The following is a 25,522-nucleotide window of genomic DNA, read 5'->3' on the forward strand; positions in this document are numbered from 1 at the left end:
CCAATCTCCAATGGCAACTAATGGTAAATACTTCATTTTAAAACTATTTTTATCAACATTAAATTAGTTCATGATACTATCAGATAGATAGTTTTAACAATTTTAACCAAATTGATAACGATAATACAAAAGTTATTTAAACTTCAGAAATCTCTTGAATAGACAGCACAGACATTTTATATTTGAGCTCCCTATAAAATAATAACTACATGTCAATTATTGATTCCCCAATCTATAATAAGTTACTGTTTAAAAAAACGATAACTTTAGGAAATTTATATTTCTTTGAAACCTATTTAATAGCTGAATTTAACGAAGGTGTTATTATTAATTTTGACAATTTTAATGAAGCACAGTTAGCAATAAAAGAACATTACAACAACGCGGCATTTGGCTTTATTTCAAATAGAATACATTCGTATTCTATTGTCATTACAGACGCTCCAAAATTTAATACTACTTTTAATAATTTGAAAGCTTATGCTACTGTAACCTATTCGTCCTTTGCGAGTAAAGTATTTGAAATGGAAAATCACTTTTTCGAGTTTAATAGAAAAAATTTCGATGATTTATCAAATGCTATTATTTGGGTTGAAGAAAGTTTAAAAGGTATCACTACATCTAGTTAAGATAGATGCCATCATCTTTTAAAGTAATTAGTTTTTGTTTATACAAAGCACCAATAGCCTTTTTAAAGCTTTTTTTACTCATTTCCAATTCATCTTTTATCTGATCTGGATTCGACTTATCTGTAAGAGGCAAAAATCCATCACTATCCTCTAAAGTATGTAGAATTTTTTCAGCATTAGGTTCAATATTGCGATAGCCTATTTGACCAAGCGTGATATCAAGCTTATTATCATGGCGAACTTTTTTTACAATACCTTTAAGTTGATCACCTACACTTAATTCTTTATAAATATCATCCTTATAAATCAATCCATGATGTTGTTTATTAACTATCACATTCATGCCAAGCTCTGAAGGATGAGATATAATTAAATCGACTTCATCAAATTGCTGAACCGTTAAGTCTTTATTATCTAGAAAACGATTGGTTTTACTCGAAGCCACTAAACGTCCTGTTTCTTCATCTAAATAACAATAGATTAAATACCAGCCACCAGCTTTCATTTTAAACGCTTGCTCTTTAAAAGGACAAAACAATTCCTTAACCATTCCCCAATCTAAAAATGCTCCATGTTGTGTTACTTGATTGCATCGTAACATTGCAAAATTATTAACGGTTACATAAGGCGCATCAGTTACTGCAACTGGGCGTTCTTCATTATCCAAATACACAAAGACATCGATAGGTTCCCAGATTTTAAATTCTTCAGGCACATATCTGTTAGGTAAAAGCACTTCATTTCCATCAGCATCAGCAAGGTATAAACCCTGTTCACTTTCACGAAGTATATCCAATGTATTGTATTCTCCTATTTTTATCATGCCGCAAAGATACAGATATTACATATTAGAAATAAAAAAAGCGTTAGAATTCTATTTGAATAAAAACGCTTTGTATGTTAAAAGTGAGCTTATTTTATTTATAAACCGATTCTTTCTTAAAGTGCTTTGTCAATAAATAATACACAACAGCTCTGTACTTATTTCGGTTAGATTTACCGTATGTTTCCATAACAGCATCTATTCCTTTATCTAAATTGGGACCATCTTTCAATCCTAATTTTTTAATTAAGAAGTTGTTTTTTACTGTTGCTAATTCTGAATCATCAGATCCCGAAACTGTTGCAGCATCAGCATTATAAATTGATGGTCCACAACCAATAGTCACTTTGGTTAATAAATCCATATCAGGACTTACGCCACATTTATCTTTTAAATCTGCAGCATATTTTGCTATTAATTCGTCTCTTTTACTCATGTGTAATTGATTTTAGTGTTATTAAAAAGCTTCATAAATATAATCAATTTTTAGACACCTAAAAAATGAATAAGTCACAAAACGTTTTCTATTTAATAAACTTGAAATAGTCTAAGAGAATACTATCATTTTCCGTTCTTGGTGTAAACACTTCAAGAAGTTTTGGTGTTTTAGATTTGTTAAAGAAGCCTTTAAGTGATTCCGTTAGTTCCATTTCGTTTGAAGCTTTTGCGTATTCAAATTGGTACATTTTACATAAATGTTGAGCAGACAAATGATGAATGGTTTCAAAATAGTTGTCGAAATTATCTGTATTCTTATGACCAGGCAAGATTCTGAAAATCCCGCCGCCTTGATTATTAATGACAATGATTCTGAAGGTATTAGGAATGTAATTATTCCATAAGGCATTACTATCGTAGAAAAAACTTAAATCACCTGTGATAAACGTCGTTTGTTTATTTGAAATTGCAGCACATCCTATAGCTGTAGATGTGCTTCCATCAATACCACTTGTACCTCGATTACAAAAGACTTGTAGTGAAGGATTCAAATTAAATAATTGTGCATATCGTACAGCAGAACTATTACCAAGCTGAAGTATGGTTTTGTTAGGAATGGTTTTCAAAACCTGATTAAACACTTTAAAATCTGAAAATGGAATCTCCTTAATATATTCTAAATGCCTTTTGCTTCTGTGCTTTTTGACCGAAGTCCATGTGTCAAAATAATTACTTTTCGGAAGATGGGTTATTTTTGATAAAAATGCCGAAAAAAATTGATTGGGTGATACTTCAATATGTTTGGTCAAACAGAAAAACGTGTCATAAGCTTTCTTTTCATCGATATGCCAATGGTGTTTCGGTTTGTGTTGTCTTAAAAATGCTTTAATTTTTTTAGAGACAATCATACCTCCAAACGTAATCAATATCTCGGGTTGAAGCGCTTTCAATTCTTCGGGAGATAAAGGCGCAATTAGTTTATCTATACTCGGAAAAAAATTAGGATGGTGTAAATTAGAAGTCGTCTCAGTGAAAACTAAAACACTGTCATCGTCTGCAAGTTCTTCTAAAAGTTTTTGCTCAACAGAATTGGGAGGTAAAACGCCTACCAGTATCATTTTTCTTTGCGCAACATACCATTCGTCAATACAATCTTCTAATTCTGCATCATCAATTTTAACAGGTTTTAAATCAAGAGTTTCAACTTCTGGCTTAACTGTTAAAGTCTCCGTAAGCTCATAAAGAGGTTCATCAAAAGGAACATTAATATGAACTGGTCCTTTTTTAAGCTTTGCTAAATTTAAAGCTGTATTTATTTCAGCTTCGTTAAATGATTGAATACCTTGTTGTAAGCCTAAAATACGTTCTAATTTATTTTCTAAGCTTTTAAATATTGGTAATTCTTCCTTTTTGGGCAAGTTATTTTCGTCTTTGATATCCAGCTTTAAGTTTGCAGAATAGACAATATGGTTTTCAAATACATTTTTTTGATTAATGGTTTGTCCATCACCTATGTCAATTAAATGTTTAGGTCTATCTGCTGAAAGAACTGCCATTGGAATATCACTATAAAATGCTTCAGAGACCGCTGGATAATAATTAAGTAATGCACTTCCAGAGGTACAAACCACAGCAACGGTTTCGTTTGTTTGTTGCGCAATTCCTAAGGCAAAAAAGGCAGCACATCGCTCATCGACAATACTATAACAAGTAAAATAACTATCGTTCGTAAATCCTATAGTTAGTGGTGCATTTCTACTTCCTGGAGAAATAACAATATGCTTAATATGTTTGAGTTTACACAACTGAACAACAGTTTGTGCTAAAGGAATTTTAGGGTATTTCATGACTGTAAATTTAAGAAAAATATGTCTCTTTTAAGACATCAAAGCACGCTTCATTGTTTCAGCTTTTGAAACCGTTTCCTGCCATTCAAGCTCAGTATTAGAATCTTTAGTGATGCCACCTCCAACATAGATAAATGCTTCATTAGTTTTAATTTGCATGCAGCGCAAATTAACAAACAGATGACTCACCGTTTTTATGGAATTGTATGCATTATTCTCGACATTACGTTTTTTGGTATTTCTTGAAGTTGTTTCTTTCAAGTTAAGTTCTCCTAAAAATCCGGTGTAATAATTTCTGTTATACGATTCATTTTTGAGGATGAATGTTTTTGCTTCTTCTACTGGTAATCCACAAACCGCTGGAGTTGGATGTAGCTTTTTTAAAACAGAATGTAAATCTGTATGTAATATCCCAGAAATATTTGATTGTAAATGCAAAAGGTTTCCAGCTTTTATTGTTTGAGTTTCGGAAATTTTTAAATCACTCACTAAAGATTTTAGCTGTGTTTCGATATAATCTGTAACATATTGTTGCTCTTCTTGTTCTTTTTTTTGCCAAATAACATCCTGTATACCTAAATAAGCTTGTGTTCCAGCCAAAGCCATAGTTTTAAAACGGTTTCCTGTAACACTGATCAAAGTTTCCGGAGTGGCTCCCAACCACAAGCCAATGTTTGGATGATACCAGCAATACACAAAAGCACTGGTATAGGTTTGTAACAATTGCTTAAAAACTGATATAGAAATGTTTTCTGAAACATCAACAGTTTCACTTCTGGAAAGCACTACTTTGTGAAAAAGTCCCTTTTTAATGGCATCAATACCTTTATTTACCAGGTTTACATGAAACGCCTTGTCTTCATCATTGGTTTGATTACTATTGGAATAGTGTTTTTCAGAAGTATTCATTTCTAATTCACAAGTAAGTACTTCGCACTGTGCTAAAGGCATTAAAACAGTTTGATTGGAATCATCAAATGGAGCAAATACAAATCCGCTTTCTTGAAAGTATTGGGTTACATGTAAATCAGTAGTTTTTTGAAGAAAGGCCTTAGTAACTATATTGTTTGGCTTTCTGTACGCTACAAAAGGCAGCCTACTTTTGAAATGATGTTCTAGATTTAAAAAGAAATCGTCTGAATTCATTTTACTGTTGTTTAGGAAGCGAAATAGTCGATAACTTACATATAGATATCAATCGATTAGCATCATCTGTGATTCTAATATCTAACAATTGAGTTGTTCTTCCTTTATGAATAAATGTCGCTTTAGCATATACAAAACCTTCGCTAATACTTTTTAAATGGTTGGCAGTGATTTCTAGCCCACGAACGAAAAAATGTTCTGTATCAATAAAAATATGTGCTGCAAAGCTTCCTACACTTTCTGCTAAAGCTGCTGTTGCACCTCCATGTAAAACACCATCTGGTTGATGTACTCTTGGTGTCACAGGCATTCTTGCCACTAAAAAATCTTCGCCATAATCTACCATCTCAATTGAAAGTGTTTCCATTAATGTGTTTTTACTCACTAAATTGGCTTGAGCCAATACCTCTTCTTTAGATTTTTGCATAGAATTGCTGTATTTTTAAAGTCGCTAACAAAAATACGAAATGAAATCTACTGAGACCGAAATTTATTATACCATTAACAACAGCTATTCTACTCTAAACAAACTTACCAATACCACCAAAAACATTTGGTTTGTGTGTCATGGCATGGGATATTTGAGTCGCTATTTTATTCAATATTTTAAAGGACTTTCTTCTGATGAAAATTATATCATCGCACCTCAGGCACAAAGTAAGTATTATCAGGCGCCAAATTTTAAACATGTTGGCGCGAGTTGGCTAACAAAGGAAAATACGTTGGTTGAGACAGAAAATATCATGACCTATTTTGATGCTGTATTTGAAAACGAATCTATTCCAAAAGATAAAAACTTAATCATTTTAGGCTATTCTCAAGGTGTAAGTGTGGCCATGAGATATATTGCAAAACGGAAACTTCAATGCAGTCAGCTCGTGATTCATTCTGGAGGTATTCCTAAAGAATTAATGCCTAATGATTTTAATTTTTTAAATGCTAAGGTAACCTTGATTTATGGTACTGAAGATGAATTTTTAGATGAAGAACGCATCATCTATGAAACAAAAAGAGCTAAATCTCTATTTGGTAAAAATCTGAAAATTAAACCGTTTGATGGCAATCACAATGTCAATGTTAAATTGATTGAAACACTAGTATAATATCGTAAAATGAAAACACCAACCTTAGAAAACGAATGTGTAAAATTATCGCCAATAACACTAGATAATTATCATCACTTAATAAGTATCGCTCAGGAAAAAAATTTAATCTACTTTTCGCCAAGTGATATCTCCACTCCAGAAAAACTTGAAACCTATATTGAAGTTGCTTTAGATGGTTTTCAAAAGAAAACAGTAATTCCATTTATCATCTATGACAAACTAAAACAGACTTATGCTGGCAGCACTAGATTTGGATTAATTAATTGGGAAAACAAAGTCTTGCACATTGGATGGACATGGATTGGTCATGAATTTCAAGGTTCCGGACTTAATACACATATGAAGTTCTTAATGCTTCAGTATGCCTTTGAAATCCTTGAATTTGAAAAAGTTGAATTTAGGATAGATGATCGCAACCAAAAATCGAGAAAAGCTGTTGAAAAATTAGGCGCAACTTTAGAAGGTATTTTAAGAAAAGACACCTTAATGAATGCTGGTTACAGACGAAATACGTGTTGTTATGGTATCTTAAAAGAAGAATGGCCAAATATTAAATCAACAGTATTTAAAAGCCTTTAGCTCGTCTTTTGAAGCGTTTTATTTTTCTCTTTTAAAATGGCCAATTGCTTTTCTAAAAATGTAATGGCCTGTTCTGTTTTGTAACTAGTTTTAGAAGCCATGTCTTTAATTTCTTGTTTTAAAGTTTCTTTACCTGAAGCTGCGGCTTTTGAAACATCTTCTTTTACTTCTTTCAAATCACTAGACAATTGATTCTTAATGTGTTTACCTTCTTTCTTGAGTTTTTCTCTTGTATCATTTCCTTTTTGAGGTGCTAACAAAACTCCTGCTGCTGCTCCAATTAGTACGCCAAGTACTAGTGCTCCTTTATGAATCATAACTATTTTTTTTAAATTAAACGTGTTTTAATTATAAGTCGCAAAACATGTATTTTTGTTACAAACAAACTTTAAATCAATGACTTACTCAAAAATATTAATGAAGATTTAAAACTAAAATCTACAAATTATAGACATTCGAAACAATTTATAAAGCCGACGGTAAACTCAATATCATCAGATCCTTTGAGTGTTGTTTTAACTAAACCTTGTTTATCAATTTCAAATTTAAACTGCTTAGCATATGTTATTAAATCATCTCTTCTATGCTTGATTTTCTTTACAATCGATTCCTCACTAAGTTTTGCAACGCTTTCAGGCCAAATATTCATACTCGTCTGAATCACAGAATCTGTAAGTTGTTCTTGAAGGAATCTGGCTTCAGACATAAATAGTTCTTCAGGTGTATCAATCAAAAAATAACGATCAAACGGATAGACTAAGCCTTCCATAAAATCGATATCTTCTTTAAATGGTCTTAATTCAGGTATTACATATTCATTTGACAACACTGTTGGGATGAGTCCTTCAGGATTAAAAAAAGCATTATCCCTATCTCCTGCTATTGGAATTGCGATGTATTTATTTTCTTTTTTTTGTACTGCCCAACCCCATTGTTTAGCATGCCTATCCCAATCACCAATTATAAAATCAAAAAGACGTGCTCTTATTAAGGCCTTTTTATCAATTGAAAGTTCATTTCTTAAGTTAAGTTTCATTTCCTGTAATGTTTCAGTATCTACTAACTTATCGATTGCCTCTAAATGCGTCCAGTTGATATCGCCTTCCGTTTCAAATTCAAGAAGATATAGTCGATTACCATACGCTTCATTATATTTTTGTAATTGCTTTTGCTTAGGCACAAACACCAATTTAGGATTCGTATTGATGATATTTGCATGATCAGATAATTGAGCAACAACTAAAGCTGCATATGGATGTTGTGCAGAAATTCCATCAACCACAATATTTTCAAGACCTAACGTTTTAGCAAATTCGGGAATTAATGGTTCTGGATCTTTATTGACACTTCTCAAGGTATATTCAATACCTTTTTTAGATTTTAATCGCAGTGAATGCGTTTGCTTGCCTCCGCCTTCTTTTACTATCGTCATGCCTCCATAAAGCGTGTCCAAAAAAACAATAGGAACCATAACTGGTGTTGACCAAACCTCTCTATACTGATTACCTTGCATCAAAGCTTTGACCTCATCTGCTGCGTATAATGTACTGGCAGCAATTAATACAGAATCATGCGCTTTAAAATCAATACTATCTATAGCTACAGAATTGGCTATGTTACAGGTCTGAAAAGTTTTTGAAGTACTCGATACTGACCAATAGATTAAGACTATAAATACAAGAAAAACACCAAAGAGAATGTAATATAATCGTTTCATAAAATTGCTATTATGACAACAAAAGTACTGCAAATATAAATGCTTGATTAATCCATAAGATTATAGGATTAACCTATATCCTCGACTAATTTACTAAGTTTGAAACAATAGCCTTCACTGGTAAAATTTCTTTTGTATGCTCAATACTAGGTCCTGCAACCCAAACTGTTTTGTAGGTGGCTTTTTTTGCGGCTTTTTCGGTTGCCTTCATTCCAATTGAAAACCGAACCATTTTCACCCATTTCTTGAGTTTACGATTTTTATTCAGCATGTTTTCTAACCAGGTAGCTTTGGTTCCTATTTTTTGAACATAAGGCGTATTAATCACTGTACAGGGTGTTCCTGAAATACGTTCGGTCATAATAATATCGTCAGCGCCATAATCTACACAAGCCTGCTTATACTCATCAGTAACTCCAGCTTCAACTGAAGCTATAAAAGGACTACCCACTGAAACACCTTCGGCACCAAAACTTAGCATTTTTTCAATATCTGCTTTACAACCAACTCCACCAGCAGAAATCACAGGAATTGATAAGTTTTCAGTTAAAAGTTTAATGAGTTTTTCAGGTGATAAATTCCCTCGATGACCACCTGCTTCATTATTGACTGCAATTGCGGCATCTGCACCTAAAACTTCAACTTTTTTTGCAAATTTCAAATCGGTAACATCACAAAATACCTTAATTCCTGCTGCATGCGCCTGATTGATCGTTTCTTCAGGACTACCTAAAGACGTAATAATAAAATCACAACCTTCTTCACAAAGCACTTCTAACTGACCTTTGTATTTTAAATTAGATTTATTAACTATCAAATTAAATCCAAATGATCCACCTTCCACTTTTGCCTTCTTCAATTCTTTAATAGCTGCCCTTAACTCGTCTAACGTACGATAATTTAAAGCAGGAATACAGCCAGCAATACCAGCATGCATAGCTTCTCTAACCATAGCTACATTTGATACTAAAAACATTGGAGCCTGAATAATAGGATATTTAATATGTAAAAGCTGAGTAAGTTTTGTAGATGACATACGTGAGTTTTTTGTAAAGATATAAAAAATACTATGCGTGCATAATTTTAATTTTTCAATTTTAAATATAGATTTTTTAAGTTAAAATACCTGATATAACTCAGCTATTAAACGATTTATTTTACATAAATTAGTAAGATGACGAACACCATTGCAGAACGTATTTTAGACTTTCTAAAAGGCTTTCCACCTTTTGATTATTTAAGTTATGACGAACTATTACATATTTCGACTCAAATAAAAGTACTTTATTATGAAAAAGGAGACCACATTTTTAAACAAAATGAAGCTTTACATGATTACTTTTATGTGGTCAAAGATGGTGCTGTTGGCCTTTACAGTGACAATACCTTAATAGACGAATGTGATGAAGGTGATATTTTTGGTTTACGTGCCGTTATTCGTAAAGATCTTTATTTACTCAATGCCATTGCTGAAGAAGAAAGTATTATTTATGGTATTCCTGCAAAATCAATTGATGATATTATTATAAATAATCTTCAAGCAAATCAATTTATACTGGCAAGTTTTGCAACTAATACAAGACATCCATATTCTAGTGAAAATAAAGGTAAACTTTTTGCAAATGAAACCATATTACAGCCAAATGCATCAAGTTTTACTGAAGTGCAATCAGCTTCATTCTCTAAAAATCCTATAACTTGTCAACCGATAATTACCATAAAAGAAGCTTCAGTTATTATGAGTCAGAGCAATATTGGCTCAATTATTATTACAGAAAACAATCGACCAATTGGTATAATTACAGATAAAGATTTAAGACATAAAATTGCGACAGGAAAACATGATATTTCAGAACATGTTACAGCCATCATGTCCGCTCCTGTGATTACGTTTCCAAAACATATCACAGTGGCTGAAGCACAAATAGCTATGTTAAATCATGGCATATCACATTTATGTATTACTAAAGATGGCACTATTAATTCTGAATTAGTAGGAATTTTATCAGAACACGATATAATTGTAATTCATGGTAATAATCCTTCCGTGCTTATAAAAGAAATTAAACGTGCAAGCTCCGCAAATCAATTGCAAATGATTATGCAAAAAGCACAATTGTTAATGAAGAATTATATTGAACAAAATATTCCTGTAGGATTTATAACCAATATCATTTCTGCTATCAATGATGCCATTACTAAACGATGTATTCAATTGAGTATTGATGAATTACAAGAAGAATTACCCACGAGCTTTGCCTGGTTAGCGATTGGTAGTCAAGGTCGAAAAGAACAATTACTTTTAACAGATCAGGATAATGCCTTAGTTTATGAAAATGTACAAAATGATGCAGTTGTAAAATCATATTTTTTAAGATTATCAAAGGCCGTCAACAACAAACTTAATGTTGTTGGATTTGAATTTTGTCCTGCTGAAATGATGGCTAGTAATCCTAAATGGTGTTTGTCTGTTTCGCAGTGGAAAGCTCAATTTAAAAACTGGATTACACATCCTGATGAAGATAAAATACTGCTCTGTAACATTTTCTTCGATTACGATTTTGTGTTTGGAAATCACGACCTTGTTGATCAAATGTCTGATAGTATATTTGAAGCGATTGACAACTATGAGATCTTTTTAAACTTTATGGGTCGAAATGCTTTAAGAAACCCTCCTCCTTTAAGTTTTTTTAGAAACTTTCTAGTTGAGGATTCAGGTGACCACAAAGATCAATTTGATATTAAAGCTCGTGCAATTATGCCATTAGTCGATGCTGCAAGATTATTAATTTTATCACATGAAATTAAAGACATTAACAGTACTATGGCTCGTTACAAAAAACTAGGTGATTTAGAACCTCAAAATAAAGATCTCTATGATTCTTGTATTAATGCCTTTAGAATTTTATTGCGATTTAGAACACAACACGGGTTAAAACGTAACGATTCAGGTCGTTTTATTGATATTAAGAATTTAAATAAAAACGATAGATTAAAATTAAAAGGTTGCTTTAAACCCGTAAAAGACATTCAAGAACTTGTTAAAATTAGATTTAAATTATCTCAATTATTGTAATGAAATGGTTTAAAAGAGATTTAAAATATCCGAAGTTTTATAGACATTATAAAGCAGCATTTAATCATAAAATTAATGATTTAGATGCAGTGCGTTTTGTAGTTTTTGATACAGAAACGACAGGCTTAGACCCTAAATCTGACCGAATCATTTCTATTGGAACTGTTGCTGTTCAAGCTTTTGAAATTAATGTCTATGATAGTCTGGAATGCTATGTAAAGCAAGAACATTTTAATAAAGACACAGTTCAAATACATGGTTTACTTAAAGCTGGAAACATTACAAAATTAGAAGAAAAAGATGCTATTATTGCTTTTTTAGCACATATCAAGAATTCTGTCTTAGTGGCACATCATGCTGCCTTTGATATTGCTATGGTGAATGAAGCTCTTAAACGTATGGGCTTACCGAAACTGAAGAATAAAGTTATTGATACTGGAAAATTGTATCAAAAAACAAAATATATTAAAGATCATAAGCATTACAGTTTAGACGAACTGTGTAACACTTTTAACATCAGAATGCACGACAGGCATACTGCTTCAGGCGATGCTTTTCTAACTGCTTTGATATTTTTAAAACTCTCAAGTTTATTAAAGAAAAAAAGTAAAAATTTAAAACTGAAAGACTTTATGCATTGGTTCTAATGTAAGCGTTATTCAATTTTTCTCGCTTTACTATATAAAATGCGACGATCATATTTGGAATCCAACATAACCAAGATACAATTCGGTAAGCGGTTATATAGTTTTGAAGAAGTGCCGTTAATATAGGTAACCAAATTCTCAAGGTCACAGCAGCAAAACAAGCTGCATAACTATAAATCATGTATTTTTGATGCTTTTTTACACTCTGGTTTTTAATTTCTAAAAAAGCTCTAAGCGTCGTATATATCCATACAATTGCAAGAATCGAGAAACCAAGCGTGGATACCATACCTCCTGTAGCAAAATAAGCAATATATAACCCTGAAAATCCACTTATTAGTACTGAAATAAGATAGACTTTTCCAATATTACGATGCAAATTAACATTATTTTTTCTAAGTTTTTTATTGAATTGGGCCCAACCAATCAAAAGGCCTAATCCTCCTAAAGATATGTGTGCATAGAACGCAATGTTCCAAATACCATCATTTAATAATAAATCGCTTTTAGAATTTAGCAAGCCAAATGTTGGATCAATTAGAAAATATATCAAAGGATATAAACCAACTGAAATACAGAAACCTGCAAAAATTATAAAAGCGATTTTTTTGGTCATTAGCCAAAGTTACAAAACATTATCCATAATATCTTGAACTACTTCCGGATTTAAAAGTGTACTGGTATCTCCTAAATTACTCATATCTTTACCAGCAATTTTGCGTAAAATTCGACGCATAATTTTACCACTTCGTGTTTTTGGTAAGCCATGGGTAAACTGAATCTTATCTAATTTAGCTATAGGACCGATTTGTTCTGTAATAATTTGATTAATTTCTTTTCTTAAATTATCATGATTTCGATCTTCTCCTGTTTCTTTTAGAGTTACATAACCATAAAGTGCATTGCCTTTAATATCATGTGGAAAGCCTACTATTGCACTTTCAGAAACAGCCGGATGCTCATTGATAGCATCTTCAATTGGTGCTGTTCCTAAATTATGTCCAGACACAATAATCACATCATCTACACGACCTGTTATTCTGTAATAGCCAACTTCATCTCGTAATGCACCATCTCCTGTAAAATACATATTTTTAAAAGCAGAGAAATACGTGTCCTTATAACGTTGATGATTTCCCCAAATAGTTCGGGCAATACTAGGCCAAGGAAATTTTATACATAATCGACCATCAACCTGGTTGCCCTTTATTTCGTTTCCGTTCTCATCCATCAAAGCAGGTTGAATCCCAATAAAAGGCAAAGTTGCATACGTTGGTTTTGTTGGTGTTGCAAAAGCAATTGGTGTAATCATAATTCCACCTGTTTCGGTCTGCCACCAAGTATCAACAATTGGTGATTTTTTCTTTCCAACGTTGTCATCATACCAATGCCAAGCCTCTTCATTAATGGGCTCACCAACAGTTCCTAAAACTTTTAATGATGATAAATCATGATGTTCTAAATGTTCAACACCTTCTTTAGCCAATGCTCTTATGGCTGTTGGTGCTGTATAAAATTGATTGATTTTGTGTTTGTCTACAATATCCCAAAATCGTCCATAATCAGGATAACTTGGAACACCTTCAAACATGACCGTTGTTGCTCCATTACACAAAGGACCATAAACAATATAGCTGTGTCCTGTAATCCAACCTATATCTGCAGTACACCAATATACATCTTCTTCACGATATTGAAATACATTTTTGAAGGTATAAGCCGTATAGACCATATAACCAGCAGTTGTATGAACCATACCTTTAGGCTTTCCAGTAGAACCAGACGTATATAAAATAAATAATGGATCTTCAGAGTCCATAGTTTCTGCAGGACAATCTGATAATGCATTATCAAGTAGTGGCTGTACCCAGTAATCACGATTTTCTTTCATGGGAATATCAGAATTGATGCGTTTTACTACTAATACAGATTCTACACAATCACAATCCTCTAAAGCTTCATCTACGATTCCTTTTAAATCAATGGTTTTAGAACCTCGGTAAGAACCATCGCTAGTAATTACCATTTTGCAATCTGAATCATTAATTCTTGTTGCTAAAGCGATTGAAGAAAATCCAGCAAAAACAACGGAGTGTATAGCTCCAATTCTTGCACATGCTAAAACAGAAATAGCCAATTCAGGTATCATTGGTAAGTAGATACATACACGATCACCTTTTTGAATTCCTTTAGCTTTTAAAACATTCGCAAACCGGCAAACTTTTTCATGTAACTGTTTATATGTGATATGTTGGGCTTCTTCATCTGGACTATTAGGTTCAAAAATAATTGCTGTCTTTTCACCTCTTACTGCTAAATGACGATCTATACAATTTTCGGTAATATTAAGTTGAGCACCTTCAAACCATTTAATTTCCGGCTTTGTAAAATCCCAACTCAAAACATTGTTCCATTTTTTTCGCCACATAAAATGTTCTTCTGCAATTTCTTCCCAAAATATTTCAGGATTCCTTACAGATTTTCTATAAACTTGGTAGTATTCTTCTAGATGTTTAATATGATAATTACTCATGGTTATTTTTTTAAATTATGAATCCCAATATTGTGGATTTGATATATTGATTTTATTTCGTTTATAATAGTGACATCATCAATGGTTGATGGAATATTGTATTGCTGTTCGTCAGCAATATTGCGCAATAATTTACGAAGAATTTTACCACTTCGCGTTTTTGGTAATCTATTTACAACGAGTACATCCCTGAATGAAGCTACAGCTCCTATTTCATGTCTTACCGATTGCACTATTGATTGTTGAATGTCTTTTTCTGTTGAAGTAACTCCAGATTTTAATACGATGAGTCCGAGTGGCTTTTGCCCTTTTAAATCGCAATGAATACCAAAGACAGCACACTCTGCAACTGAATTATGAGATGCTACAACTTCTTCCATTTCAGCAGTTGACAATCGATGTCCTGCTACATTTATGATGTCATCTACTCGTCCAGTAATGAACACATAACCATCCTCATCTTGATAGCCTCCATCTCCAGAAAAATAATAGCCATCAAATCGATTAAGATAACCTGATTTAAAGCGCTCAGGATTTCCCCAAAGATTAGATAAGGTTCCAGGAGGTAAAGGTAACTTTACGGCTACATAGCCTTCAGCCCCATTAGCTGCTATTTCGCCATCTTCATTTAAAATTCGAATATCATAGCCACAAACTGGAAAACCAGCTGACCCAGGTTTAACGGACTGCAATTCTATTCCTACCATATTGGCCAACATAGGCCAACCACTTTCAGTTTGCCACCAATGATCTATTACCGGAACATTTAAATGCTGTCGAGTCCATGTTAATGTGGCAACATCACAACGCTCTCCTGCCAAAAATTGATATTTTAAACATGACATATCAAATTGTTTCAAAAGATCACCATTTGGATCCTCTTTTTTTATAGCTCGAATAGCTGTTGGTGCAGTAAACATAACTTTTACGTTGTGTTCACTTATTACTCTCCAAAAGGTAGATGCATCCGGTGTTTTTATCGGTTTTCCTTCAAATAATATTGTTGTATTCCGATGTAATAAAGGTCCGTAAACGATATAACTATGGCCTACTACCCAACCAACATCACTCGCTGCCCAAAATGTATCACCTTCATCAACGCCATAGATATATTTCATTGAAAATTTCAGTGCAGTAGCATAACCTCCAGTATCTCTTATGATTCCTTTAGGTGTTCCTGTGGTCCCTGAAGTATATAGAATATAAGATGGATGTGTTGACTTTAATGACACCGCTTCAACTGAAGGCGATTTTTCAACTAATGTGGTATAATCAATATCATATGATTTGTTTGGTATTTCAACACCAAGTTGCCTGTCAAAAACGATAACATGTTCAGGCTTATAATGTGACTTTAGGATGGCCTCATCAACAAAAGGTTTATAAGGTATAATCCGTTCTATTTCAATACCACTAGATGCCGTAATTATCGCTTTCGGTTTACAATCATCAATTCTGATAGCGAGCTCATGAGGCGCAAAACCACCAAAAACAACCGAATGAATAATACCCAATCTGGCACATGCTAACATAGCATATAGCGCTTGTGGAATCATAGGCATGTAAATAATGCAAACATCACCTGTTTTGAGTCCCATACTTTGAAGTCCACCAGCCAATTTTGATACTTCTAAGTGTAATTTATTGAAACTTATATATTGTTTCACATTCGTTACTGGTGAATCATAAATGATGGCGTTTTGTTCGCCAAAGCCATCCTTAATATGTTTATCAATACACAAATAGCTTAAGTTGAGTTCGCCATCTTCAAACCATTGATAGTAGTCATATTTATCTTTTGACAAAATAGTTTTTGGAGGTGTAAACCATTCCAATGCTTCTGATTGATCTTTCCAGAATAGTTCAGGATTTTGAATACTTTTTTGATAAAATTCCTGATAATTCATGGCTTTAGCTTTTTAGAGTTTAGCAAGCCAAACCAATTTGGATTTAATACTTTTAATTTAATGAGTGCCCATATAATGACTACAAAGCATATGCCCATGACTATCGATAGTCCAGGATTTACATTGGCATCATTTTCAAATTTAAATCTGAGATATAGCGTAGCAACGGCATAGATACAAATAATGATATCTGACGCTAAAGGATTGATATAAAATTTCATGTCTTAAAACTTTAATTAAACATTAGTTTGTTTGCACACAAAACCAAAATTTAATCGAGTAGTTCAAGAATTTCTGAAACTATTTTTTTTACTGAAAACGGTTTAGTCAAATATTTATCTGCTCCAAGTTTTAAACCTTTTTCAATATCTGAAGCTTTATTTTTAGCCGTTAAAAACACAACCTTAGTGTGCTCTAAACTTTTTAAATTTCTGATATAAGTTAACGTTTGATAACCATCTACATTTGGCATCATGATATCCAGCAACACAACATCTGGAATTTCATGCTTTAAAATCTCTAAGGCCTCACTTCCATCTCTAGCAATATACACTTCAAAATCTTGTTTTTTAAAGGTATATTCTAACGACATCACTATGTTTGGCTCGTCGTCAACTATTAAAATTTTTCTCCTCATAAAAAATTTAATACAATTTACTTAAAAGGTAACGTAAAAACAAGCTTTGCGCCATTTTTTACATCTTTTTGAGCCCAAATTTTACCATTATGTTTTTCTATTATCTGTTTGGTTATAGCCAAGCCTAATCCACTTCCATGAGGTTTGACTGTATTTTGATGTTTAGACTGATAAAATTTATCAAAAATATAGTCATGGTCTTCATTAGGAATCCCTTTACCATTATCGGTTACAGAGATCTCTACATGTTCATTTCCAAGTTTGTAATCTACTGCGATTTTTCCAGTTTTTGGTTCACAAAATTTGATAGCATTTGAAATTAAATTAGTTAATACCTGGAGAATACGATCTTCATCATAACTTAGTTTAAAACTATGCGTATTTTTATTTACTATACTAATATCTTTTTTAGCGGCTATTTGCGATATGCTGGACATTGCTTTCTTAATTGTTTTTTGAAGATCATAGCGTTGAATATCGAGATTCAATCGACCTGTTTCTAATTTTTCAAAGTCTAAAATATTATTAATCAAGCGTCCTAGCCTATCTGAATCCTGAAGTATGTTTTTTAGAAATTGAATTTTTATGTCTTTAGGCATATCGTCATCCTCATCCATCAATAACTCTGTTGCTGCACGAATACCTGTAATGGGTGTTTTTAATTCGTGAGCCACAGTATCTAAAAATTCATCTTTTTGCTTATCTTTTGATATTAATTCTTCATTAGCATCTTTTAATTTCAAAGATAGTTGTGATAACTCCGTTGATTTTTCCAATAAAATCTTATTATTTACAATGTTTTCTTTAGACTCTTCCAGAATTTTCAAAACTTCAACCAAACTAATTTGTTCTTCCTTAACTACGTTATCAATTAATATTTTTGCGGATGCACTACCGATGCTTCCAGTCAAAAGTTTTTCAGAAAAATTAATAAGTCTTGCATCAGCCATTTGAGTATCAGGAGACATGTTATATTTGGTAAAGAAAATTTTCAAAGCACGATTTGCTCTTTTTTCACCCAAAAACCGAATTAAAACACTTTTGATATCAGCCACATAAGCTTCCCCTTTCCAGACCAAAGCACTATCTTGAAGTGTCGTGAAATTTTTACTATCGACAAACATTTCTGCATAATTTCGCTCTCTGTAATGACCTTTATACATCAAGGAAAACAACAAATAGCACATGATATTGACAGTCATACTCCAAAAAAAGGCATGTGCTGGAGGACTCAAAAAATCAATTCCAAACAAAGCATAAGGTTTAAGCATAGTAATACCATGTATTCCATTCTGAACAAAATCGTCGCTACCAGTATATGCTTTAATTACAAATGGCAATACTAGCGTATAAATTGCTATTGCAAAACCAGAAATCATACCGATAATAGTCGCTTTTGATGAACCACGATTCCAAAATAATCCTATAAAAAATGAAGGTGCTAACTGAGCTATAATTACAAATGAAATTAGCCCAATAGAATACAAAGACAATTCTTTTGAAAATGAAACGTAAAAGACATAGGCGACTATAATAATTGTGAAAATAGAAACTCTTCGTATGTTCTTAATATATTTTGAATTACGCTCAGGTTGGTTTTTAATAAACTTATCTAAAAATCCGTATGGAATGATCAAGTTATTACTCACCATAGTTGATAATGCCAGTGTAGAAACAATTACCATAGAGATTACTGCCGAAAAACCACCTAAAAAAACAAGCGTTGCTAAAAATGTATTCTCATTTTGAAGTGGCAATAAGAGCGTATAGTATTCAGCATTTGAAGAATCACCAAAGGTTAGCTTTCCTGCCCAAGCAATAAAAATTACAAAAACGTTAAATAATAACAAGTATAACGGAAATAGCCATATGGCTTTTTTTAAATGTTTTTCACGATTATTTTCCAAAACAGCAACCTGAAATTGTCTTGGTAATAAAAAAATAGCCATAAAGGACAATGCAATCATAAAGAACCAATTAAATCCATCTTCAACGCCATCTAGAGTCGTTAAAGATTTAAAGTTGTCCAGTACAGAAATTTGATTATAGATATCTGAAGTTCCATCAAATAGATAGAATGTGATGTAAATACCAATAATTAGAAAAAATACTAGTTTCAATATGGATTCAAAAGCTACGGATGCAATGATCCCTTTATGTTTTTCTGATGCATCAGTATTTTGAGTTCCAAAAAAAGTTGCAAAAACGGCTAACAATAAGGCAACATAAAATGTAGAGTCATCAAGTATCGTTGTTGAAATATAGCTGGTTTCATCAGCCATAATTTCAAATGTTTCAGACACTGCCTTTAATTGTAACGAGATATATGGCACTGTACCGAAAAGGCAAATCAACGTAACCAAAGCACCAAGGAACTTATGGTTTCCGTAACGTAAGGAAATAAAATCAGCTATAGATGAAATTTTATGTTGTTTAGAAATTCTAATTATTTTTCTAAGAACAAGAATCCATAAAGGAGCAGCTATGACAGGTCCTAAATAAATTGGCAGAAAATCAATTCCAGAGTTTGCGGCAATCCCAATACTGCCATAATAGGTCCATGCAGAACAATATACTGCTAATGATAAGGTATACACATAAGGATTGTTAACCCATTTACTTTGTTTTTTCTTTTCAGCAAGAAAAGCAATATAGAATAACACTGCCAAATAAATGATAATGATAAAAACAAGTAGATAATTATTCATAGTGACGTTTTAATACGATATATGAAATAATTATTGAGCATAACCAAATCGAAAATACTGAAAAATAAAAGGTAGGAATTCCGAAAATAACACCTTCATGATTATATATTAATACAATAGGAATATTAAATAGTATAAGCAATGCGATAGCTAATACTACTAATTTTTGTTCATGACGTTTTTTCATGGATTCCTGTAATTATTTTATGCTTGCAAAATTATAATAAAGCAACTTTAAATATTTCAACTAATATAAGAAATCAGCATTACAATTAAGTAACGCTGATTTTCTAACTAACTAATATTCCTAAGATGTTAATGATTAAAAAATCTTAAGAGTCTATTAATGACTAGAAGCTTCTCCTGCTCCTGAAGGAATTCTTATGCTCTCTACCATATCTTGAACATCTTGTGGAGGTGCTGGTGTTAATCTAGAAACAACTACAGAAACCACGACATTTACTAGCATAGCAATAGTTCCAAATCCTTCTGGTGATGTTCCAAACCACCATTCACTGGCTGGTCTGGCATCCATAACTCCAATCAAACCTGTTTTGTATCTAATCATGTAAAATAACATGAGAATTATACCTACAATCATTCCAGCAACTGCTCCTTGTTTGTTCATTCGTTTATCAAAAATTCCGAGGATAATAGCCGGAAAAAATGAAGCTGCTGCTAATCCAAAAGCCAGAGCGACGACCGCTGCGACAAATCCTGGTGGATATATTCCGAAGAGTCCAGCAATGATGATAGCCACTAGAATAGCTATTCGAGCTGCCATTAATTCTCCTTTTTCAGAAATATTAGGCTTCAATTGTTTTTTGATTAAATCATGAGAGATTGACGTTGAAATAACCAATAATAATCCTGCTGCTGTAGACAGAGCCGCTGCCAATCCACCAGCTGCTACCAAAGCTATGACCCAATTGGGTAGATTTGCAATTTCAGGATTTGCTAATACCATAATATCACGATCAACATAGAGTTCATTGCTAGCAGTACTTGCATTTGAAATCATTCGTTCACCATGTACACCTCTTGAATCAGTATATACAGGTTTTTTACCATCTAAAGCACTTCCAGCCACATATTGAATTTTACCATCTCCATTTTTATCAGACCAAGCAATTAAACCCGTATTCTCCCAGTTTTTAAACCATTCTGGAATCTCTTTATACTCAGTTTCTGTTACAGTTTCTATAAGGTTAGTTCTTGAAAAAACGGCAATGGCAGGAGCTGTTGTGTATAAAATTGCGATTAATAATAACGCATAACCAGCCGATTTACGAGCATCTTTCACCTTAGGAACCGTAAAGAAACGAACAATTACGTGAGGTAATCCAGCGGTACCCACCATTAAAGCCAATGTTATAGCAAAAACATCCCAAGTTGATTTTGTTCCGCTTGTATATTCGTTAAAGCCTAGTTGTGTGTGTAGTGCATCTAATTTATCCAGTAAAAAAGTTCCATCTTCAACAGTTCCTCCCATTCCAATTTGTGGGATGATATTTCCGGTCATTTGCATTGAAATGAAAAAAGCAGGCACCATAAATGCAAAAATTAAAACACAATATTGAGCAACTTGCGTATAGGTAATTCCTTTCATTCCGCCTAAAAATGCAAATATTAAAACTACTGTCATTCCTATAATAACTCCAACATTAATATCAACTTGCAAGAATTGAGAAAATACAATTCCTACACCTCTCATTTGTCCTGCGACATAAGTAAACGATACAATTAAAGCACAAATAACGGCTACAGTTCTAGCCGTGTTAGAGTAATAGCGATCTCCAATAAAATCGGGTACTGTAAATTTTCCAAATTTTCTAAGGTAAGGTGCTAACAGTAATGCGAGAAGCACATAACCACCAGTCCATCCCATTAAAAATACTGAGCCATCATAACCCATAAATGAGATTAATCCAGCCATACTTATAAATGATGCAGCGCTCATCCAGTCTGCAGCTGTAGCCATTCCGTTAGCTAAAGGAGAAACTCCTCCTCCTGCAACGTAAAATTCTTTAGTTGAACCAGCTCTGGCCCAAATTGCAATTCCGAAATATAGGGCGAACGTAATCCCTACTAATATCCAAGTCCACGTTTGTACACTCATAATGTTTTGTTTTTTTAAATTAGTTAAGGGTTACTCGTCGAAACCGTATTTTTTATCGAGTTTATTCATCAATCTCACATACACAAATATGAGAATTACGAATACATATATCGAACCTTGCTGTGCGAACCAAAAACCTAGTTTAAAACCACCAAGTCTAAATTCGTTGAGTTCTTCTTTAAATAAGATTCCACATCCATAAGATGCTATAAACCATATTGATAATAGTATGGACAGGTACTTTATATTTTCCTTCCAATACGCTGTTGCATGTTTTTGTTTTTCACTCATAATAGTTGGTTTTTATAGATAAATCATTGCTTGAAGTGTTAGAGTTCCAACAGCATCATTAGCTCCGTATTTGGTATTGAAATACTCTAAAGATAGTTTAGAATTGTGTCCACTGAAATAAGCATTGGCTCCTATTCCAAAAGACGTTGCCTGGTCATCAATGGCATCAATTTGTCTGTTGTCAAATTGAACATAAGGCTGAAATTTCGTTTTACTTTCTGAAGCAAACACATAACCCAAATGAGCATGTAATAAGGAGCCAGTTTCATACGTTGTTCCCAGAGTAAAATCTTGTCCGTAGTCACTAAACTGGCTAAGGACATAGGCCGTAATTGCAGCTCCTTTGTCACCCAATGGTGCATCATAAAAAGCATCGAATGCAAAAATGGAAACACTTTCACCAGATAACTCACCGTTACTATCAGCTATAACCGAACCATTTGGATGCAAGAAAAAACCTGCTCCAATATTGAAAACCTTTTTACCACCCAAATAGGTTCCCACTTTATAAGGTAAAAAATTAGATTCTTCATCTAAGAAATGATAATCAAAATAGCCAGCGTAGGTTTTACCAGCATCTTTTGAACCTAGTAATCGTCTTCCTGAATAAATAGCCGCTCCACTATTTACTGGAACAGCAGAAGCTTGTAAATTATTCGTTATTGCTTCATTAACCGCAATTCTGTATTGAAATTTTTTGAATTTTCCTTTTAAATACACACCCATATGACGAGCAAACTGATCGGATAAACCAATAGTAGCCCAGGCTTGTCTCTGATTATCAAGCGTCATCATGTTTAAAGTGCTTTGATTGTTTAACCTCGATATTCCATTCCAGTAGTGCAAACCACCACCAATGGCATGGTTATCGCTCAAACTGTATTGCGCCCAAACGTCATGGAAAAACAATTGTGAGTTATCACCTGTACCGACAGGAGACATATTATCAGCATTCAGACTGTTTAAACCAAAATGAGTTAGAATTAAAAAGTCTTTGTTAATCTGAGCATACATGAGTACACGAGCTCTTCGCATACTAAAGTTAAGTTCACTTTGTTCATTGCCATTGGCATCTAAAGGACGATCTGAATTATGTTGAGCCCAAAACTGAGCCCATGAGATGATTCTAAAGTATTTAGAGCCATCTTCATTTAGTTTTACTTTGAGTCCTCCTGTATAATCTGGAGAACCTTGAGCAGTTAAACATTGAAAGGTTAGAAAAAAAAGACCTATCAATACAAGGGATTGTTTTTTCATTGTTTACATGTGTTAGTTAGTAATGAATTGGTTTTGTGTGCACTACTAAGCTCTGAAAAACAATGTTCTAACTAAAAATAACTATATTTAAATGCTAAATAAATATACTAATCCTTGAAACGTTCCCATTTAATCAACATAAATTTATCTCCTAATTCGGTTACTACAACACCAGCACCTTTTATGTTTTGTGAATTTTGGAAGTAATTTCCAAGTTCAGAAGCATTGAGAATTTTATAAGTTGGGTGGTAGTTGGTATTGTAAGGTCGTTTGATATTGTACTTCTTGACCCAATTCATGATACTGACATGAGAAATGCCCAGAATACGTTCTATCTCACGGTAGGTTAATCCTTCTAAATACAACTGAAGCGACTTATTTACGTAATAATCGTCAATCTTCTTTCCAATTTTATTGACAGTAAAAAAATAATTGCATTTTTTACATTTATAACGTTGACGGTTATTAATAATTCCACTCTTGATGTAATGATCAGATCCACAGTTTGGACATAAATCTATAGTCATATATATTAATTTAGCATAAATATATTAAATTAGCAACATTAATACAAATCGTAACGATATAACTAAAAAGTATAGGTCTTTTTAAGATTTCATGCGTTTTCGATAGGCTTTAATCTCTTTCACAACTTTTGGAGCCAATATAATAGTAGACAACATCGTAGGAATCGCCATTAAGGCGAAAATACCATCTATAAAATTTATCATTGTACTAAACGAGGTCGTCGCTGCAAGAATTATACTCAAAATGTAGAGATAATTATAATAGTGCTTCTTATCTGCTCCAATTAAAAAAGACATGCATTTCGTTCCGTAGTAAGCATAAGAAAACAAGGATGACATACTAAATATAAATACGCAAATCATTAATAAATACTGACCATAAGGCATTGCATCTTGAAACGCTGAAGCCGTTAAACTTACACCATTGTCATCTGTAGTTTGCCATACACCTGTGACTAAAATGGCTAATGCAGTTAATGTACAAACGATTAATGTATCGATCACTGGGCCTAACATAGCAACTAAGCCTTCACGTACAGGTTCATTAGTTTTTGCTGCACCATGAGCCATTGGAGCTGTACCTATTCCAGCTTCATTTGAAAATGCTCCTCGTTTGATTCCTAATATTAACAAGGCTCCTAAAGTTCCACCAAATACAGCATCTCCATTAATATAATTGGCTTCAAAGGCATCTGTAAAAATCAGTAATACATATTTCGGAACTTCAGTACGATTAATAATTAAAATAATTACAACTAAAGCGAAATATAAAAGCACCATCGAGGGCACCATTTTAGAAGCAATTGTGCTAATACGTTTCAATCCACCCAAAATGACTACTGAAGTCAAAATCACCAGAATTGCTGCTATCATCAAATTAGAAGATAAAGTCACTTCTACGCCATTCGGAATTAAAATAATATCATTAATAGCTTGTTTTAACTGATTGACATTAACAACAGGTAAAGCGCCTAGCATTCCGAAAATAGAAAACATTACAGCAAGAAATTGCCAGTTTTTCCCTAAACCCTCACGAATAAAATACATAGGTCCACCTTGCAAATCGCCATTGCTATCCTTACCTCTATACATGATTGCCAAAGTTGATGTAAAAAATTTAGTACTCATTCCAATAATTGCACTAATCCACATCCAGAACATCGCTCCTGGTCCTCCAATAGAAATCGCTAATGCTACTCCAGCAATATTTCCCATACCAATCGTTGATGACAAGGCTGTTGTGAGTGCTTTAAAATGACTTATTTCTCCTGAATCATTCGGATTATCATATCTTCCTCTTAAGACTTGTATGGCATGTCCAAAAAAACGAAATGGTAAAAAACGTGACAGAATTAAAAGATATAATCCACCTCCAATGAGTAGAATTAATAAAGGAATTCCCCAAGCTAATGATGAGAATTTTTCAGATAAAAGATTGAGTTGCTCCATGAATTCCTATAAAAACTCCTCTAAGATATTATTTTAGTTTTAGCAATCCTTAAAAAATAAAGTATCTTTAATTTTTAAAACCAACT

Annotated in this window: 25 protein-coding genes; 5 read left to right on the top strand and 20 right to left on the bottom strand. The window is 33.0% G+C overall.

From position 1 onward, the window contains the following. Positions 1 to 209 precede the first annotated feature (209 nt). Positions 210 to 629, top strand: coding sequence for a hypothetical protein (locus TD18_RS05130; protein ID WP_040249394.1), 420 nt, complete (start codon positions 210 to 212; stop codon positions 627 to 629). On the opposite strand, the gene TD18_RS05135 is transcribed toward TD18_RS05130, so the two are convergent. From TD18_RS05135 to TD18_RS05155, 5 genes are all read right to left on the bottom strand, one after another. Beyond that, positions 622 to 1,452, bottom strand: a complete 831-nt coding sequence (locus TD18_RS05135; RefSeq protein WP_040249397.1) for a CvfB family protein — start codon at positions 1,450 to 1,452, stop codon at positions 622 to 624. The two genes, TD18_RS05130 and TD18_RS05135, sit on opposite strands and share 8 nt — an antisense overlap. Before the next feature lie 94 nt (positions 1,453 to 1,546). Then, positions 1,547 to 1,888 (bottom strand): DUF2853 family protein, encoded by a 342-nt coding sequence (locus TD18_RS05140; RefSeq protein WP_040249400.1) that lies wholly within the window; start codon positions 1,886 to 1,888, stop codon positions 1,547 to 1,549. Positions 1,889 to 1,976: 88 nt separating this feature from the next. Then, entirely contained in the window at positions 1,977 to 3,737 is a 1,761-nt protein-coding gene (gene menD / locus TD18_RS05145) for a 2-succinyl-5-enolpyruvyl-6-hydroxy-3-cyclohexene-1-carboxylate synthase (RefSeq protein ID WP_040249402.1), read from the bottom strand. 30 nt (positions 3,738 to 3,767) lie between these two features. Next, positions 3,768 to 4,883: a chorismate-binding protein gene (locus TD18_RS05150; protein ID WP_040249406.1), complete on the bottom strand. Its 1,116-nt coding sequence runs from the start codon at positions 4,881 to 4,883 to the stop codon at positions 3,768 to 3,770. A 1-nt stretch (position 4,884) separates the two neighbouring features. After that, on the bottom strand, positions 4,885 to 5,310 hold the full coding sequence (locus TD18_RS05155; RefSeq protein ID WP_040249409.1) for a PaaI family thioesterase: 426 nt from the start codon (positions 5,308 to 5,310) through the stop codon (positions 4,885 to 4,887). A gap of 40 nt (positions 5,311 to 5,350) precedes the next feature. On the opposite strand from TD18_RS05155, the gene TD18_RS05160 reads away from it, so the two are divergent. Further along, positions 5,351 to 5,986 (top strand): alpha/beta hydrolase, encoded by a 636-nt coding sequence (locus tag TD18_RS05160; RefSeq protein WP_040249412.1) that lies wholly within the window; start codon positions 5,351 to 5,353, stop codon positions 5,984 to 5,986. Between the two features lie 9 nt (positions 5,987 to 5,995). Then, positions 5,996 to 6,568: a GNAT family N-acetyltransferase gene (locus tag TD18_RS05165; protein WP_040249414.1), complete on the top strand. Its 573-nt coding sequence runs from the start codon at positions 5,996 to 5,998 to the stop codon at positions 6,566 to 6,568. Here the strand turns inward: TD18_RS05165 and TD18_RS05170 are convergent. The 3 genes from TD18_RS05170 to TD18_RS05180 form a co-directional block, all read right to left on the bottom strand. Continuing rightward, a complete protein-coding gene (locus TD18_RS05170) occupies positions 6,565 to 6,885 on the bottom strand; it encodes a YtxH domain-containing protein (RefSeq protein WP_040249417.1) in 321 nt (106 codons plus the stop codon). The two genes, TD18_RS05165 and TD18_RS05170, sit on opposite strands and share 4 nt — an antisense overlap. Before the next feature lie 128 nt (positions 6,886 to 7,013). Next, positions 7,014 to 8,285, bottom strand: coding sequence for a hypothetical protein (locus tag TD18_RS05175; protein ID WP_040249421.1), 1,272 nt, complete (start codon positions 8,283 to 8,285; stop codon positions 7,014 to 7,016). Between the two features lie 85 nt (positions 8,286 to 8,370). Beyond that, positions 8,371 to 9,321, bottom strand: coding sequence for an NAD(P)H-dependent flavin oxidoreductase (locus tag TD18_RS05180; protein ID WP_040249423.1), 951 nt, complete (start codon positions 9,319 to 9,321; stop codon positions 8,371 to 8,373). A 138-nt stretch (positions 9,322 to 9,459) separates the two neighbouring features. On the opposite strand from TD18_RS05180, the gene TD18_RS05185 reads away from it, so the two are divergent. Next, entirely contained in the window at positions 9,460 to 11,361 is a 1,902-nt protein-coding gene (locus tag TD18_RS05185; protein ID WP_040249426.1) for a DUF294 nucleotidyltransferase-like domain-containing protein, read from the top strand. Next, positions 11,361 to 12,008 carry a 3'-5' exonuclease gene (locus TD18_RS05190; protein ID WP_040249428.1) on the top strand — a complete coding sequence of 216 codons (648 nt, stop codon included), beginning with the start codon at positions 11,361 to 11,363 and terminating at the stop codon, positions 12,006 to 12,008. Before TD18_RS05185 ends, TD18_RS05190 begins: the two co-directional genes overlap by 1 nt. On the opposite strand, the gene TD18_RS05195 is transcribed toward TD18_RS05190, so the two are convergent. The 12 genes from TD18_RS05195 to TD18_RS05250 all read right to left on the bottom strand — a co-directional run bounded on the left by TD18_RS05195 (position 11,992) and on the right by TD18_RS05250 (position 25,436). Next, the gene (locus tag TD18_RS05195; protein ID WP_040249431.1) at positions 11,992 to 12,624 is read right to left on the bottom strand and encodes a DUF2306 domain-containing protein; all 633 of its coding nucleotides are present in this window, start codon (positions 12,622 to 12,624) and stop codon (positions 11,992 to 11,994) included. The two genes, TD18_RS05190 and TD18_RS05195, sit on opposite strands and share 17 nt — an antisense overlap. 9 nt (positions 12,625 to 12,633) lie before the next feature. Next, on the bottom strand, positions 12,634 to 14,541 hold the full coding sequence (gene acs / locus TD18_RS05200) for an acetate--CoA ligase (RefSeq protein WP_040249434.1): 1,908 nt from the start codon (positions 14,539 to 14,541) through the stop codon (positions 12,634 to 12,636). 2 nt (positions 14,542 to 14,543) lie between these two features. After that, positions 14,544 to 16,448 carry an AMP-binding protein gene (locus tag TD18_RS05205; protein ID WP_040249436.1) on the bottom strand — a complete coding sequence of 635 codons (1,905 nt, stop codon included), beginning with the start codon at positions 16,446 to 16,448 and terminating at the stop codon, positions 14,544 to 14,546. Beyond that, positions 16,445 to 16,669: a hypothetical protein gene (locus TD18_RS05210; RefSeq protein WP_040249438.1), complete on the bottom strand. Its 225-nt coding sequence runs from the start codon at positions 16,667 to 16,669 to the stop codon at positions 16,445 to 16,447. Before TD18_RS05210 ends, TD18_RS05205 begins: the two co-directional genes overlap by 4 nt. Positions 16,670 to 16,719: 50 nt before the next feature. Continuing rightward, positions 16,720 to 17,085 (bottom strand): response regulator, encoded by a 366-nt coding sequence (locus TD18_RS05215; protein WP_040249441.1) that lies wholly within the window; start codon positions 17,083 to 17,085, stop codon positions 16,720 to 16,722. A gap of 17 nt (positions 17,086 to 17,102) precedes the next feature. Then, complete coding sequence (locus TD18_RS05220) at positions 17,103 to 19,793, bottom strand: sensor histidine kinase (RefSeq protein WP_040249443.1); 2,691 nt, start codon at positions 19,791 to 19,793, stop codon at positions 17,103 to 17,105. Beyond that, positions 19,786 to 19,980 carry a hypothetical protein gene (locus TD18_RS05225; RefSeq protein WP_040249447.1) on the bottom strand — a complete coding sequence of 65 codons (195 nt, stop codon included), beginning with the start codon at positions 19,978 to 19,980 and terminating at the stop codon, positions 19,786 to 19,788. The genes TD18_RS05220 and TD18_RS05225 overlap by 8 nt, the downstream gene beginning before the upstream one ends. Before the next feature lie 156 nt (positions 19,981 to 20,136). Beyond that, positions 20,137 to 21,912 (bottom strand): sodium:solute symporter family protein, encoded by a 1,776-nt coding sequence (locus TD18_RS05230; protein ID WP_040249450.1) that lies wholly within the window; start codon positions 21,910 to 21,912, stop codon positions 20,137 to 20,139. A 30-nt stretch (positions 21,913 to 21,942) separates the two neighbouring features. After that, positions 21,943 to 22,203 carry a DUF4212 domain-containing protein gene (locus TD18_RS05235; protein ID WP_040249453.1) on the bottom strand — a complete coding sequence of 87 codons (261 nt, stop codon included), beginning with the start codon at positions 22,201 to 22,203 and terminating at the stop codon, positions 21,943 to 21,945. 12 nt (positions 22,204 to 22,215) lie between these two features. Next, positions 22,216 to 23,460 (bottom strand): hypothetical protein, encoded by a 1,245-nt coding sequence (locus tag TD18_RS05240; RefSeq protein WP_040249455.1) that lies wholly within the window; start codon positions 23,458 to 23,460, stop codon positions 22,216 to 22,218. A gap of 107 nt (positions 23,461 to 23,567) precedes the next feature. Continuing rightward, a complete protein-coding gene (locus TD18_RS05245; RefSeq protein WP_040249457.1) occupies positions 23,568 to 23,987 on the bottom strand; it encodes a transposase-like zinc-binding domain-containing protein in 420 nt (139 codons plus the stop codon). An 81-nt stretch (positions 23,988 to 24,068) separates the two neighbouring features. Beyond that, positions 24,069 to 25,436, bottom strand: a complete 1,368-nt coding sequence (locus tag TD18_RS05250; protein ID WP_040249459.1) for an alanine/glycine:cation symporter family protein — start codon at positions 25,434 to 25,436, stop codon at positions 24,069 to 24,071. Positions 25,437 to 25,522 lie beyond the last annotated feature (86 nt).

Source organism: Psychroserpens mesophilus, assembly GCF_000826645.1.
GTDB classification, from domain to species: Bacteria; Bacteroidota; Bacteroidia; order Flavobacteriales; family Flavobacteriaceae; genus Psychroserpens; species Psychroserpens mesophilus.